This is a genomic window from Pseudomonas sp. RIT288, from assembly GCF_000631985.1.
Lineage (GTDB): Bacteria > Pseudomonadota > Gammaproteobacteria > Pseudomonadales > Pseudomonadaceae > Aquipseudomonas.
In genome coordinates, this window is record NZ_JFYN01000034.1 from 152,143 (window position 1) to 165,503 (window position 13,361).

Genomic DNA, 13,361 nt, shown 5'->3' on the forward strand with positions numbered 1-13,361 from the left:
AACCTGCCCACCGGAGCGGGCGGTTCTTCTAGGAAAAATACAGATTTACGTCGGAGCAATGCAGACACGCTCAGCCCATCACCACCGCCCCTTGTAGGAGTGAGCCTGCTCGCGATAGCGGGTTAACATTCAACACATGTGTTGCGTGTAACTCCGTCATCGCGAGCAGGCTCACTCCTACAATGGAACCGAGGGAATCAACCGATCGCGTCAGCCCTTACTTCTGTTTTTCCAGCTGATGGTATTTGCCGCTCGCGTCCCACTGGTAAACCACGTAGTCGGACACCTTCAGGTCGCCTTTCTTGTCCCAGGCTTTCTCGCCCATGACGGTTTTTACCGGGTTGGCCTTGAGCCACTCGGCGGCTTTTTCGCCACTGTTGGACTTGGCGCCATTGAAGGCAGCCGCCAGGGTCTGAACCGAAGCGTAGGCGTACAGGGTGTAGCCTTCAGGCTCGGTGCCGGCCTTGCGGAACGCGTCCACTACGGTCTTGCTGTCTGGCAGCAGGCGTGGGTCGGCGCCAAAGGTCATCAGCACGCCGTCGACGTATTGCGGGCCGCCGGCGGTGGTCACCAGTTCGTCGGTAACGATGCCGTCGTCAGACATGAACTTCACGTCTTTCAGGCCTTCGGTGCGCAGTTGCTTGACCAGTGGACCGGCTTCCGGGTGCAGACCGCCGAAGTACACGACGTCGGCGCCCGCCGCGCGGATTTTGGTGACCAGGGCGCTGAAGTCTTTCTCGCCACGGGTCAGACCTTCGTAGATCACCGGGGTCACGCCGCGCTTGATCAACTGGGCCTTGGTCGCATCGGCCAGGCCTTGACCGTAGGTGTCCTTGTCGTGGATCACCGCGACTTTCTTGCCCTTGAGCACGTCGACGATGTAGTCGCCGGCCACAATGCCCTGCTGGTCGTCACGCCCGCACATACGGAACATCGCGCTCAGACCGCGCTCCGTCACCTGCGGGTTGGTAGAACCCGGGGTGATCGCGATAACGCCGGCTTCGTCGTAGATTTCCGAGGCTGGAATGGTGGAAGAGGAGCAGAAGTGACCGACCACGCCGGCGACTTTCTGGTTGACCAGATCCTTGGCAACCGTCACCGCCTGCTTCGGTTCGCAGGCATCATCGCCCTTGACCAGTACGATTTTCTCGCCGTTGACGCCGCCCGCCGCGTTGACCGCGTCCGCCGCTGCCTGTGCCCCCTTCATGTACTGCTCGCCAAATGCCGCGTTGGCGCCAGTCATTGGACCCGCTACACCGATTTTCACATCAGCTTGAGCAAACGCAGAAACACCCAACGCAGTAGCCACTGCGAGGGCCAGAAAGCCTTTCTTGTAAAACGTCTGGGACATGAGGTGGTGCTCCAAGGTTTTTTTTAGTTGGCACTGCGACTTCACTTCACTGAATGCTCTGAGCAAGCGCCGTGCCATCGGTTTTTTATTCTTCAAAAAGTCGCTGCTTTCTTGTTATTTCGACTGTTTCGTTCCCATTTTCATTGGGCGTGCAACCGTCTAAACCGCGGAAGGTGAAACCCTTTTAAATCTGAGGCGCAACCCGCTTGCGCCATCATTGCAACCGCGGCACCAAACGACGTGCAACCAGCCTGTAACAGCTCGCGTCACCGAACTGCACACTGCTGGTGCGGGACTGCTACAACCCGCACCATTACAGGCTAGTCGCTACGCCGAAAAGCGCCGCGTCAAGCAACATATTTCAACACTCAAATCACGATGCGCAGGCACTGGCCCGCGTGATACAGCGAGAACCCGGCCTCGTACAGGCAACTGCGCAAACCGACACCGGCCAAGGGCTGCATCGGTGCGAAGGGGATCGGCAGAGCTTGAGGATTTGCGTCACACAGGTAGTCGGCGAAGGCTTTGCCGACCACGGTGCCGGTGGTCACGCCGCGACCGTTGTAACCGGTGACTGCCACCAGTCCGGGCGCCGGTTCGAACAGGCGCATCAGGTGATCGGGGGTGAAGGCGATGCGTCCGGTCCAGGTGCATTCCCATTCCACCGGTTTCAGATGGGGGAAGTAATGCTGCTGCACCCGGTCGGCCCAGGCCTTGAGGAACCACGTCGGTTTCTGATTGCCATTGCCCAGACTGCCGAGCAACAACCGGCCGTCCTTGTCGCGGCGAATACTGCTCAGCACCTGTCGCGTGTCCCACGAGCCCTGCCCGCCGGGGAGGATGTCATGGGCGGCGTCTTCGGTCAGCGGCACCGAAGCGACCTGATAGTAGTAACCGGGGAAGAAGTTGCGCTTGAGTTCGGTCCAGTCGCCCTCGGTGTAGGCGTTGGAGGCAATCACCACTTGCTCGGCGAGCACCGAACCGTGCTCGGTCTGCACTGACCATTGCTGGCCTACGCGCTCGAGACGCGTCACTGGCGAATGATCAAACATCTGCCCGCCCAGGCCTTTCACCGCGTTGGCCAGTCCGGTGACATAGGCCATCGGGTTGAGCGTACCGGCGCGGCGGTCGAGCAGTGCGGCGGCGATCTTCTGCGTGCCGGTGGCTTGCTCGCAGGCCTTGCCGGTGAGCAGCTCGACCGGCGCGCCGCGACGTTTCCATTGTTGCTCGCGACTGCGCAGATCCGCTTCGCCCTTGGCGTTGTGCGCCATGTGCAGGGTGCCTTCGCGACGCAACTGGCAATCAATGTTGTATTTATCCACAAGGCTGAACACCAGCGCCGGCGCCGCCCCGAGCATGCGGTTGAGCTGACTGCCGACCGTTTCGCCGAATCCGGCCTCGATCTCGTCCGGCGGGATCCACATGCCGGCGTTGACCAGCCCGACGTTGCGCCCGGAACCTCCGTGCCCGGCACGATGCGCTTCGAGCACGCAGACGCTTTTGCCTTTTTCCAACAGATGCAGCGCCGCCGACAACCCGGTAAACCCGGCGCCGATCACGCAGACATCGACTTTGACCTCACCTCGCAGCGCGGTGTTATCCGGGCGCTGCGGCGTGAGCGTTTCCCACAGACATTCTTCGCGTAACGGCATTGCCAGACTCCAACAGAAACCTAACAAACACTGCATACCCTGTGGGAGCGAGCCTGCTCGCGAAAGCGGTATATCAGCCAACATCTATGTCGCCTGACCCACTGCATTCGCGAGCAGGCTCGCTCCCACAAGGGGATCTCCACCTGTCAATCGAAGGTAATGCCCTGCGCCAGTGGCAACTCCAGCGAGTAGTTCACGGTGTTGGTCTGGCGGCGCATGTACGCGCGCCAGGCGTCGGAGCCCGACTCACGACCGCCACCGGTCTCCTTCTCGCCACCAAACGCGCCGCCGATTTCCGCGCCGCTCGGGCCGATGTTGACGTTGGCGATGCCGCAGTCGCTGCCGACCGCCGACATGAACTGCTCGGCCTCACGCACGTCGGTGGTGAAGATGCACGACGACAGGCCTTGGGGCACCGCATTGTTCAGGCGCAGCGCTTCCTGAAAGTCGCTGTAGCCGACCACGTAGAGGATCGGCGCGAAGGTTTCGCTGCAGACCACATCGCTCTGCTCCGGCATTTCGACAATGGCCGGCGAGACGTAGTAAGCGTTGGGGAACTGATCTTCGAGCTGACGCTTGCCGCCGAACACCCGACCGCCCTCACTCAGCGCCTGCTCCAGCGCGTCCTGCATGTTTTCGAAGCTGTGTTTGTCGATCAACGGGCCGACCAGATTGCCTTCCAGCGGATGGCCGATGCGCACTTTCGCGTACGCAGCTTTGAGGCGGCTGACGATTTCTTCCTTCACCGACTCATGGGCAATCAGCCGCCGCAGGGTGGTGCAACGCTGCCCGGCGGTACCGACCGCACTGAACAGAATGGCGCGTACGGCCATGTCCAGGTCGGCGCTCGGGCCGAGGATCATCGCGTTGTTGCCGCCCAGTTCGAGAATGCTGCGGGCGAAACGCGCGGCGACTTTCGGCGCCACTTCGCGGCCCATGCGGGTGCTGCCGGTGGCGCTGATCAGCGCGACACGCGGGTCATCCACCAGCGCTTCGCCAGCGTCACGGCCACCGATGATCACTTGGCACAGGTGCGCCGGCGCATCGGTGAAATTCTTCACCACACGGTCGAACAGTGCCTGGCAGGCCAGTGCGGTCAGCGGGGTTTTCTCCGACGGTTTCCACACCACCGGGTTGCCGCAGACCAGCGCCAGCGTGGTGTTCCACGCCCACACCGCGACCGGGAAGTTGAACGCACTGATCACGCCGACCACGCCCAGCGGATGCCAGGTTTCCCGCATGTGGTGGCCCGGACGCTCGGAGGCGATGGTCAAACCGTACAGCTGACGCGACAGGCCGACGGCGAAGTCGCAGATATCAATCATCTCCTGCACTTCACCAAGGCCTTCCTGAGTGATCTTGCCCGCTTCCCACGAGACCAGTTCACCGAGGTCAGCCTTGTATTCGCGCAGCACTTCGCCGAACTGACGCACCAGCTCGCCGCGACGCGGGGCCGGCACCTTGCGCCACTGCTCGAAAGCATGATCTGCGCGACTGATGTGCTGCTCGACTTCGGCCGGGCCTTCCCAGTTCACGGCGGCGATGCGGCTGCCGTCGATGGGCGAATGCACCGGCACTTTGCCGTTCTGGTACAGGGCCGGGTTCACACCAAGACGATCAAGCAATGCGGCAACCATGGGTCACTCCTCAAGCAAAAAACTGAATGTGTGCGGCCGAATGTTCACGACCGGGCAGGCCTTTAGTTGTAGCTTCCCGAGGGCAAGGCAACAAACGACCTTTACGCGAGATATCATTCCGTTTATTCATGCTGCGCACAGAAAGACAAGAAAAGGACCACCCATGCTGAATAAACGCCACCTGCCATCGATCACCGCGTTGCAGTGCTTCGAGGCCGTGACCCGGCACCTGAGCTTCACCCGGGCCGCCGAGGAGCTGAACCTGACCCAGAGCGCTGTCAGCAAGCAAGTGGCGCAGCTTGAGGAGTTGTTGCAGCACTTGTTGTTCCGCCGGGTGCGTCGGCGCTTGCAGATGACCCCGGCAGGGGATTTGTACCTGGTGGAAGTCCGAAAAATCCTCACTCAGGTGGAAATGTCCACGCATTACCTGCGTTCCTACGGCGGCGAGACCGAAGTCCTGCGCGTTTCTACCCCTTCGACCTTCGGTGCCCGCTGGCTGGTGCCACGCCTGAAAGGCTGGCGCCTGCGCCACCCGTCGATCCATCTCGACTTGTGCAACGAGCAGGAGGCGGATGACTTGCTGCAAGGTCGCAGCGATCTGGCGTTCTATTTCGGCCAGGGTTCGCGTCCAGGCACCGAATGCCTGAAGCTGTTCGGCGAAGAGCTGGTGCCGGTCTGCGCACCCGGCAGCCTGCCGGACACGCCCTTCACCGACCCGACGCAACTGACCGATCTGGTGCTGCTGCAAAATGCCTCGCGCCCGCAGGCGTGGCATGACTGGTTCGACAGTCAGGGTTACCACACCGAACACAGCTACCACGGCCCGCGTTTCGAAACCTTTTATATGTGCATCCGTGCCGCTCAGGTCGGCTGCGGTGTGGCGCTGCTGCCACGGTTTCTGGTGGAAGAGGAATTGGCCGACGGCAAACTGGTCATTCCCTGGCAGCATGCAATGCCCAGTTCCGACGCCTATTACCTGGCCTACCCGGAACATGCGGCGGAAGTGCCGAAGGTGCGGGATTTTGTGAAGTGGATGCTCGAACAGATCGACGGCCCGAATGCCTGACCCGATTGAAAACTGTGGGAGCGAGCCTGCTCGCGAAGAGGCCGGCACATTCAATATCAATTTCGAGTGAAATGACGCCTTCGCGAGCAGGCTCGCTCCCACAAGGGTTCTGCGGAGATCTAAAAAATTGCTGGCAATCTTCGTCCCTGATATGCGCCACTAGCGTCATTGATTGATCCCGCGCAACCGCGCGGTGCACCTGGAGACCCCGTTTATGAGCGAGAGTGTGTTTGCCGATCGCATCGTGCAGAACCTGCTCGACACCGACTTCTACAAACTGACGATGATGCAGGCGGTGCTGCACAACTACCCCAACGTCGAAGTCGAATGGGAGTTCCGTTGCCGTAACAGCGAAGATCTGCGGCCGTATCTGGCCGAGATTCGCTACCAGATCGAGCGTCTGGCCGAGCTGAGCCTGAGTGCCGACCAGTTGAGTTTTCTCGAGCGCATCACCTTCCTGAAACCGGATTTCCTGCGCTTTCTCGGACTGTTCCGCTTCAACCTGCGCTACCTGCACACCGGGATCGAGAACGGCGAACTGTTCATCCGTCTGCGTGGCCCGTGGCTGCATGTGATCCTCTACGAAGTGCCGCTGCTGGCGATCGTCAGCGAAGTGCGCAACCGCTATCGCTACCGGGAAATCGAACTGGTGCAGGCGCGTGAACAGCTGTATCGCAAGTTCGACTGGCTCAGCGCCAACGCTTCGACCGATGAACTGGCGCAATTGCAGGTCGCCGACTTCGGCACCCGCCGGCGCTTTTCGTACCGTGTGCAGGAAGAAGTGGTCAACGTGCTCAAGCACGATTTCCCGGGGCGCTTCGTCGGCACCAGCAACGTGCACCTGTCCCGCGAGCTGGACATGAAACCGCTGGGCACCATGGCCCATGAATGGATCATGGCCCACCAGCAACTCGGCCCACGGCTGATCGACAGCCAGATCGCCGCCCTCGATTGCTGGGTGCGCGAGTACCGTGGTCTGCTCGGGATTGCACTCACCGACTGCATCACCACCGACGCGTTCCTCGGCGACTTCGACCTGTTCTTCGCCAAGCTCTTCGATGGTCTGCGCCACGATTCCGGGGATCCGGTGCAGTGGGGCGAAAAATGCATCGCCCACTACCACAAGCTCGGCATCGACCCGATGAGCAAGACCCTGGTGTTCTCCGACAGCCTGACCCTGCCCAAGTCGCTGGAGATCTTCCGCGCGCTGCACGGGCGGATCAACGTCAGCTTTGGCATCGGCACCAACCTGACCTGTGACATTCCGGGTGTCGAACCGATGAGCATCGTGCTTAAAATGACCGCCTGCAACGGCCAGCCGGTGGCGAAGATCTCCGACGAGCCAGGCAAGACTCACTGTAAAGACCCGAATTTCGTCGCCTATTTGCGACATGTGTTCCAGGTTCCTGCCGTTTCCACCCTATCTAGCAAGGAGTGAATTCATGCAAGCCGTACAGCGTGAGATTGCTGAACAGCTCAAGGTACAACCGCCATTCGCCGGGCATCAGGCCCTCGAAGCGGAAGTCGCCCGGCGCATCACCTTTATCCAGGACTGCCTGGTCAATTCCGGCCTCAAGACCCTGGTGCTGGGCATCAGCGGCGGTGTCGACTCGCTGACCGCCGGCCTTTTGGCCCAGCGCGCCATGCGTGAACTGCGCGAGCGCACCGGCGACAACGCCTACAAATTCATTGCCGTGCGCCTGCCGTACGAAACCCAGTTCGATGAGCACGATGCGCAAGCCTCGGTGGATTTCATCGCCCCGGACGAACGCCACACCGTGAACATCGGCCCGGCGGTCAAATCACTGGCCAAGGAAGTGGCGGCGTTCGAAGGCAAACATGCGGTGTCGGTGGATTTCGTGCTCGGCAACACCAAGGCGCGGATGCGCATGGTCGCCCAGTACACCATCGCCGGCGCGGCGCACGGCCTGGTGATCGGCACCGACCACGCGGCGGAAGCGGTGATGGGCTTCTTCACCAAGTTCGGTGACGGCGCCTGCGACCTGGCCCCGCTCAGCGGTCTGGTGAAAAACCAGGTTCGCGCGATCGCCCGCAGCTTCGGCGCGCCGGAATCGCTGGTGGAAAAAGTGCCGACCGCGGATCTGGAAGACTTGTCGCCGGGCAAACCGGACGAAGCGTCCCACGGCGTGACCTACGCCGAGATCGACGCCTTCCTGCACGGCGAGCCGGTGCGTCAGGAAGCGTTCGACATCATCGTCAACACGTACAACAAGACCCATCACAAACGGGTCATGCCGTTCGCGCCATAAGTTGTGCTGGAACCTGTAGGAGCTGTCGAGTGAAACGAGGCTGCGATCTTTTGATCTTCAAAAACAACATCAAAAGATCGTCCGATCGCGGCCCGAGCCTTCGGCAGCTCCTGCAGAAAACAAAAAAGCGTCCCGAGGGACGCTTTTTTTGTGCCTGAATCAATTACTTCACAGCAATGGTGCCTTTCATCATCGAGATGTGGCCCGGGAAGGAGCAGAAGAAGCCGTAGTCAGTGCCAGCGGTCAGCTTCGATACGTCGATGGTCAGCGTGTCTTTTTCGCCGGCGCCGATGATCTTGGTGTGAGCAATAACGCGCTCGTCGCCGTCTTTCAGGTAGTTCTTGTCGATGCCCGCGGCCAGGCCGTCGGTGGCGATCGGCTGCATGTCAGCGGTTTTGCTGACCACCAGGTTATGGCCCATGACATTCTTCGGCAGGTTGCCGGAGTGGGTCAGTTCGACGGTGAAGGTCTTGCAGCTCTTGTCGATCACGATCTCCTTGGTGTTGAAGGACATCTGGTCGGTGGAATCAACGGTGGTTTTGCACTCGGCAGCCATCAATTGGCTGCTGGCCAGCGCCAGCAGGGATACCGCAACAACTTTGGAAAACATGGTGAATCTCCAAGGCAGGGTTAACAAAAACACTAATGGTGGAAAGACTGCCTGAAATCTTCGCAAGTTCCTATGACTTGAGTCAAAAATTGTATACAACTTTCAGGCTATGACATTCATCGAAACAATCTACCGGCCAGATTCCCCGGCCCGGCCTATGATCGGCGCATCTACTGAAACGGAGTGCCTGTCATGTTCTTTAACGGTCTGTTGTGCAGTTTGCTCGCCGCCTACGCCTGTGGCGCCAGCGGTACCTTTGAATCGCCAGAACGCGAAGCTTAGCCCTTGGATCAAGACGTGCCAGCCATTACCCTGTGACGGATTGACCCAGGAGGAAGGCATGTCTCTCAAATCCGTTTGTGTATTTTGCGGTGCCAACGCCGGCACTGATCCGGCTTACACCGAAGCCGCCCAGGCCCTTGGCCGGGCGCTCGCCGAGCGTCAGCTGACGCTGGTTTACGGTGGTGGTGCCGTGGGCCTGATGGGCCTGGTGGCGGACGCCGCGCTGGCCGCCGGCGGCGAAGTGATCGGGATCATCCCGCAAAGCCTGATGGACAAAGAGATCGGCCACAAAAGCCTGACGCGCCTCGAAGTCGTCGATGGCATGCACGCGCGCAAGGCACGCATGGCCGAGCTGAGCGATGCGTTCATCGCATTGCCCGGCGGTCTCGGCACGCTGGAAGAGCTGTTCGAAGTCTGGACCTGGGGCCAGCTCGGTTACCACGGCAAACCGCTGGGGCTGCTTGAGGTGAACGGTTTTTACAGCAAACTCACGGCTTTTCTTGACCATATCGTCGGCGAAGGCTTCGTTCGCGCCCCACACCGTGACATGCTGCAAGTGAGCGAATCAGCGCAAACGCTGCTCGATGCCCTGGATAACTGGAAGCCGACCGTCACACCCAAGTGGGTCGACCAAAAACCCGGCTAACCGCCAGGCACCGATACAGGGCAGAATACGCGCCGCTCAACCTCACCTTCGACCCCAGAGGATCGCCCATGGCCAAACCCAATTACTCCTTCGCCAAACGTCAACGAGACCTGGAAAAGGAAAAGAAGAAAGAGGAAAAGCTTCAGCGCAAGAAACAAATGGCTGAAGAAGCGGCACTGAACCCTGACGGGGAAGTGGCGACTGATGTCGATGATGATGTTGATGCACCGAAAGACCAGGCGCCTGACGCCTGAGCTGATTGCTGACTCGCTCCCTGAGGGGGCGATCTGTGGTGAGGGGATTTATCCCCGATGGGTCGCGAAGCGGCCCCCGCGTCCGGCCAAATCGAATGAGTTGTCTGGATTGGGCGACTGCTTCGCAGCCGATCGGGGATAAATCCCCTCACCACAACGGCTCCCCCCAGTGAAGTTTCCTTACTCCAATGGCATCACCGTGACCCGCACCTCCGGGTCGTGGCTACCGCCCCCCAGAATCACCCCGCGCAATGGCGACACATCGGAAAAATCCCGGCCCCACGCCAGAGTGATGTGCTCCAGCGCCGGCTGCACGTTGTTGGTCGGATCGAAATCCACCCAGCCCAACACCGGACAGAACACCGAGACCCAGGCATGCGACGCGTCGGCGCCGATCAGCCGTGGCTGTCCCGGCGGCGGCTGGGTCAGCAGATAACCACTGATGTAGCGCGCTGCCAGCCCTCGCGAGCGCACGCACGCGAGCATCAGATGCGCGAAGTCCTGACACACGCCACGCCGGCGCTCCAGCACCTCGACCAGCGGCGTCGCCACTTGCGTGGCCTCGGCATCGAAGGTGAATTCGCTGAAAATCTTCTGCATCAAGGCCTGCACGCCCAGCAACAAGGGCATGCCTGGAGGAAAACAGCTTTCGGAAAACTCGACGAAGCTGCGTTTCAAATGCACGTAAGGTGATTGAAACCGATAGCGACAAGCCTCCAGCATTTCGACGGACAACGGCTGGCTGCTGTAGGTCAGCGCATCACGCGTCTGCTCCCACGCCGGGGACAGACTGAAATCCGCCAGTGGCCGCGCCAGCACCTCAACCGTGAGTCGGGCGTTGACCTGCAACTCATCATGCGGGCGCTCGAAGGCCAGTCGGGTCAGCGGATTGCCGAACACATCCAGTTCATCCCGCCGCGAGGTCGGCTGCGGGCTGATCAGCAATTGCTGCTCGGTGCAGCGCTGCCATGTGCACTCACGCGGCCACAGGTGCGCCAATTGCTGTGCCAGCGACACCGGACTGTCGTAGTGGTAACAGGTGTCGTGGAAGATCTGGTAATGAGCGCTCATCAGACGGACACCGTACGCTGGCTGACATCATCGACATGGGCAAAATGGCGTAACGCCAGACGATCGGACACCTGACCGCTGGCCTCGGCAATCTCCTGCAGCAGATCCGCCAGACCATCGAGCGCGGCACGCACGCTGTTCTCTCCGAACAGCGGGTTCTCCAGACAACCCAGATCGAACCGCGCCAGACGCTCGACCAATGGCGACAGCCCGGCCTCACGAGGCACACCGAAATCATCGTTCAAGCGTTTCAAAGTGCGGGTCACCAGTTTCAACTGGAACAGCACCGCGTGCGGGTTCTGTTCATCCAGCAGCAACAGGTCGAGCACCGGAATCAACTGCGCCACCGCCAGATACCGCGAACGGTAAGTGATGCTGCTATTGCCCAGCTCCAGCAGCCATTCCAGCCCGGCCTGATCGAACGCCCCGGCGCCGCGCAGAAACGCCGCCAGGCTGCTGCTGAGAAACTGCAACCGTTCGATGCGCCGGCCGATCATCAGGAAGCGCCAGCCTTCGTCGCGGGTCATGTCGTCGAGCGCGAAACCCGAGAGCGCCGCCAGCGACATCACCAGCCGGTTGAGGAAATCCAGCAACTCGCCGAAGTCCGGCTCTTCGGTGTCCAGTTCCAGCGCCTCGCGCTGCAACTCGACCAACGCCTGCCAGTTCTCCCGCGAAAGCTTGCCGCGCACCTGCGAGGCCGCCCACTGCAAGCGCTGCAGGTTGGAGCGCAGGCTGAACGACCAGTCCTCGCCGAGCAGCGCCGCCAGCAGCCGCTCCGGCAACTCCCCCTCCTCCGGCAGCAACATCAGACGCTCGCCCAGCTCCACGGCCGCCTGCAAGGCTTGCGGATCATCGCCATCGACATAACGCGCAAGCATGATCCGCAGCAGTCGCGCGCTGTCGTCGCAACGCTCGCAGTAACGGCCGAACCAGAACAGGTTCTCCACCACCCGCGAGGGCAGGTACGGGTCACGGCGCACCAGATCGTGTACGCCGACGTTGCGCTGGGTTTTCCATTGTTCGCCACTCGGCGCACGATCGCCCAGCACCCAGGTGTCCTTGCTCGCGCCACCGCGCTGCATCGATACCACTTCGGCATCGGCCTCGGCGGCGACCCGGGTCAGGCCACCGGGCAACACCCGATAGGCTTCACCACCGGCCACCGCGTACACGCGCATGCCGATCGCCCGCGGTTGCAGTTGGCCGTCTTCGGCCTGCCAGATCGGCGCCTGGGACAGCTGCGCCAGTTCTTGCGCGACATAGGCGTATGGCCGCGCCTGCATGCGCTCGGCGAGTGCCTGGCGCTGTTGTTCACTCAGATCGCGGCCAAATACCGGAACGAAACTTTGTGAGGGGAATGCCGGTTTGATCAGCAGCTCCGGAAGCTTTTCCAGCGCCTGCGCCAATACCGGCGCCTCGCCGCACCACCAGGTGGCGATGGACGGCAGGAGCAGTTCTTCGCCGAACAGGTACTGATTGATCTTCGGCAGGAATCCGAGCAATCCCGGTGACTCCAACACGCCGCTGCCCAGGGCATTGGCCACCAGCACCCGGCCCTGACGCACCGCTTCCAGCAAGCCGGGCACACCAAGTGCCGAATCGGTGCGCAGCTCCAGCGGATCGCAGAAGTCATCGTCGAGCCGACGCATGATCGCGTGCACCCGGCGCAGACCGCTGAGGGTTTTCAGGTACACCGTGGCATCGCGCACGGTGAGGTCGCCGCCCTCGACCAGCGGATAACCGAGCTGGCGCGCCAGATAAAGGTGTTCGAAGTAGCTTTCGTTAAAGCGCCCCGGCGTCAGCAGCACCACCAGCGGCGCGTCGTCAGCACACGGCGCCTGACGCGCGAGGGTTTCCTGCAGGGTGCGGAAGAAACCGGCCAGATGCTGCACTTTCAGATCGCGGTACAACTCGGGAAACGCCCGCGAAACGATGGTACGGTTTTCCAGCGCATAACCGGCGCCCGAGGGTGCCTGGGTACGATCCGCCGTGACCCACCAGCGCCCGTCCGGCGTGCGCGCCAGGTCCACGGCGTACAGATGCAGAAAGGCCCCTTCAGGCGGAGCAATGCCCTGACAGGGCCAGAGAAAATTGTTGTGGCCGAACACCAGCTCCGCCGGTAACAACCCTTCGCTGATCAGCCGCTGCGGCCCATACAGATCGGCCAGTACCGCGTTCAGCAGGCGTGCACGCTGGGCAATCCCCGCCGACAGATGCTGCCACTCGTCAGCGGCGATCACGTGCGGCAGCAGGTCCAGCTCCCACGGGCGGTCAGCGCCCTTGGGATCGGCATAGACGTTGTAGGTCACGCCGTTTTCCTGAATCTGTCGGGTCAGCAATGCCTGCCGCTGCACCAATTGCGTCGGGGTGCTGCGCTGCAATTGATCGAACAGCCGCCGCCAGTGCGGGCGCACTTCCCCGCTGTCATTCAGCAGTTCGTGATAAGTACCCGCGGTCAGCGGGTAGCGGTCTAGCAGGTCAGGCATGGAAAGCTCGGCAGACAGCAGGGAACGGTCAGACTA

Annotated in this window: 11 protein-coding genes; 5 read left to right on the forward strand and 6 right to left on the reverse strand. The window is 61.3% G+C overall.

Features of this window, described 5'->3' with window-relative positions; all coding sequences use genetic code 11:
* Positions 1-217: 217 nt before the first annotated feature.
* From BW33_RS19515 to amaB, 3 genes are all read right to left on the reverse strand, one after another.
* Complete coding sequence (locus tag BW33_RS19515) at positions 218-1,351, reverse strand: ABC transporter substrate-binding protein (RefSeq protein ID WP_047600671.1); 1,134 nt, start codon at positions 1,349-1,351, stop codon at positions 218-220.
* Between the two features lie 368 nt (positions 1,352-1,719).
* Positions 1,720-3,003: an L-pipecolate oxidase gene (gene amaA, locus BW33_RS19520; protein WP_047600674.1), complete on the reverse strand. Its 1,284-nt coding sequence runs from the start codon at positions 3,001-3,003 to the stop codon at positions 1,720-1,722.
* Positions 3,004-3,149: 146 nt separating this feature from the next.
* The gene (gene amaB / locus BW33_RS19525; protein WP_047600676.1) at positions 3,150-4,640 is read right to left on the reverse strand and encodes an L-piperidine-6-carboxylate dehydrogenase; all 1,491 of its coding nucleotides are present in this window, start codon (positions 4,638-4,640) and stop codon (positions 3,150-3,152) included.
* Between the two features lie 163 nt (positions 4,641-4,803).
* Between amaB and BW33_RS19530 the strand changes: the two genes are divergently transcribed.
* The 3 genes from BW33_RS19530 to nadE all read left to right on the forward strand — a co-directional run bounded on the left by BW33_RS19530 (position 4,804) and on the right by nadE (position 7,976).
* Entirely contained in the window at positions 4,804-5,706 is a 903-nt protein-coding gene (locus BW33_RS19530; RefSeq protein ID WP_047600679.1) for a LysR family transcriptional regulator, read from the forward strand.
* 214 nt (positions 5,707-5,920) lie between these two features.
* On the forward strand, positions 5,921-7,144 hold the full coding sequence (gene pncB, locus BW33_RS19535) for a nicotinate phosphoribosyltransferase (RefSeq protein WP_047600681.1): 1,224 nt from the start codon (positions 5,921-5,923) through the stop codon (positions 7,142-7,144).
* 4 nt (positions 7,145-7,148) lie between these two features.
* On the forward strand, positions 7,149-7,976 hold the full coding sequence (gene nadE / locus BW33_RS19540; protein WP_047600682.1) for an ammonia-dependent NAD(+) synthetase: 828 nt from the start codon (positions 7,149-7,151) through the stop codon (positions 7,974-7,976).
* Between the two features lie 163 nt (positions 7,977-8,139).
* On the opposite strand, the gene azu is transcribed toward nadE, so the two are convergent.
* Complete coding sequence (gene azu / locus BW33_RS19545) at positions 8,140-8,586, reverse strand: azurin (protein WP_047600685.1); 447 nt, start codon at positions 8,584-8,586, stop codon at positions 8,140-8,142.
* Between the two features lie 340 nt (positions 8,587-8,926).
* Between azu and BW33_RS19550 the strand changes: the two genes are divergently transcribed.
* Together BW33_RS19550 and BW33_RS19555 are read left to right on the forward strand one after the other, a co-directional pair.
* Positions 8,927-9,514 (forward strand): TIGR00730 family Rossman fold protein, encoded by a 588-nt coding sequence (locus BW33_RS19550; RefSeq protein WP_003221147.1) that lies wholly within the window; start codon positions 8,927-8,929, stop codon positions 9,512-9,514.
* 68 nt (positions 9,515-9,582) lie between these two features.
* On the forward strand, positions 9,583-9,768 hold the full coding sequence (locus BW33_RS19555) for a hypothetical protein (RefSeq protein WP_047600687.1): 186 nt from the start codon (positions 9,583-9,585) through the stop codon (positions 9,766-9,768).
* Positions 9,769-9,948: 180 nt separating this feature from the next.
* Here BW33_RS19555 and BW33_RS19560 read toward each other — a convergent pair whose 3' ends face one another.
* Together BW33_RS19560 and BW33_RS19565 are read right to left on the reverse strand one after the other, a co-directional pair.
* Positions 9,949-10,839, reverse strand: coding sequence for a transglutaminase family protein (locus BW33_RS19560; protein ID WP_047600689.1), 891 nt, complete (start codon positions 10,837-10,839; stop codon positions 9,949-9,951).
* A complete protein-coding gene (locus BW33_RS19565; RefSeq protein WP_047600690.1) occupies positions 10,839-13,325 on the reverse strand; it encodes a circularly permuted type 2 ATP-grasp protein in 2,487 nt (828 codons plus the stop codon). The genes BW33_RS19560 and BW33_RS19565 overlap by 1 nt, the downstream gene beginning before the upstream one ends.
* Positions 13,326-13,361 lie beyond the last annotated feature (36 nt).

What these genes read in the sequence shown, in the direction of transcription:
- BW33_RS19515 (WP_047600671.1), bottom strand. Translation starts at nt 1,351, where the DNA reads ATGTCCCAGACGTTTTACAAGAAAGGCTTTCTGGCCCTCGCAGTGGCT.
- amaA (WP_047600674.1), bottom strand. Translation starts at nt 3,003, where the DNA reads ATGCCGTTACGCGAAGAATGTCTGTGGGAAACGCTCACGCCGCAGCGC.
- amaB (WP_047600676.1), bottom strand. Translation starts at nt 4,640, where the DNA reads ATGGTTGCCGCATTGCTTGATCGTCTTGGTGTGAACCCGGCCCTGTAC.
- BW33_RS19530 (WP_047600679.1), top strand. Translation starts at nt 4,804, where the DNA reads ATGCTGAATAAACGCCACCTGCCATCGATCACCGCGTTGCAGTGCTTC.
- pncB (WP_047600681.1), top strand. Translation starts at nt 5,921, where the DNA reads ATGAGCGAGAGTGTGTTTGCCGATCGCATCGTGCAGAACCTGCTCGAC.
- nadE (WP_047600682.1), top strand. Translation starts at nt 7,149, where the DNA reads ATGCAAGCCGTACAGCGTGAGATTGCTGAACAGCTCAAGGTACAACCG.
- azu (WP_047600685.1), bottom strand. Translation starts at nt 8,586, where the DNA reads ATGTTTTCCAAAGTTGTTGCGGTATCCCTGCTGGCGCTGGCCAGCAGC.
- BW33_RS19550 (WP_003221147.1), top strand. Translation starts at nt 8,927, where the DNA reads ATGTCTCTCAAATCCGTTTGTGTATTTTGCGGTGCCAACGCCGGCACT.
- BW33_RS19555 (WP_047600687.1), top strand. Translation starts at nt 9,583, where the DNA reads ATGGCCAAACCCAATTACTCCTTCGCCAAACGTCAACGAGACCTGGAA.
- BW33_RS19560 (WP_047600689.1), bottom strand. Translation starts at nt 10,839, where the DNA reads ATGAGCGCTCATTACCAGATCTTCCACGACACCTGTTACCACTACGAC.
- BW33_RS19565 (WP_047600690.1), bottom strand. Translation starts at nt 13,325, where the DNA reads ATGCCTGACCTGCTAGACCGCTACCCGCTGACCGCGGGTACTTATCAC.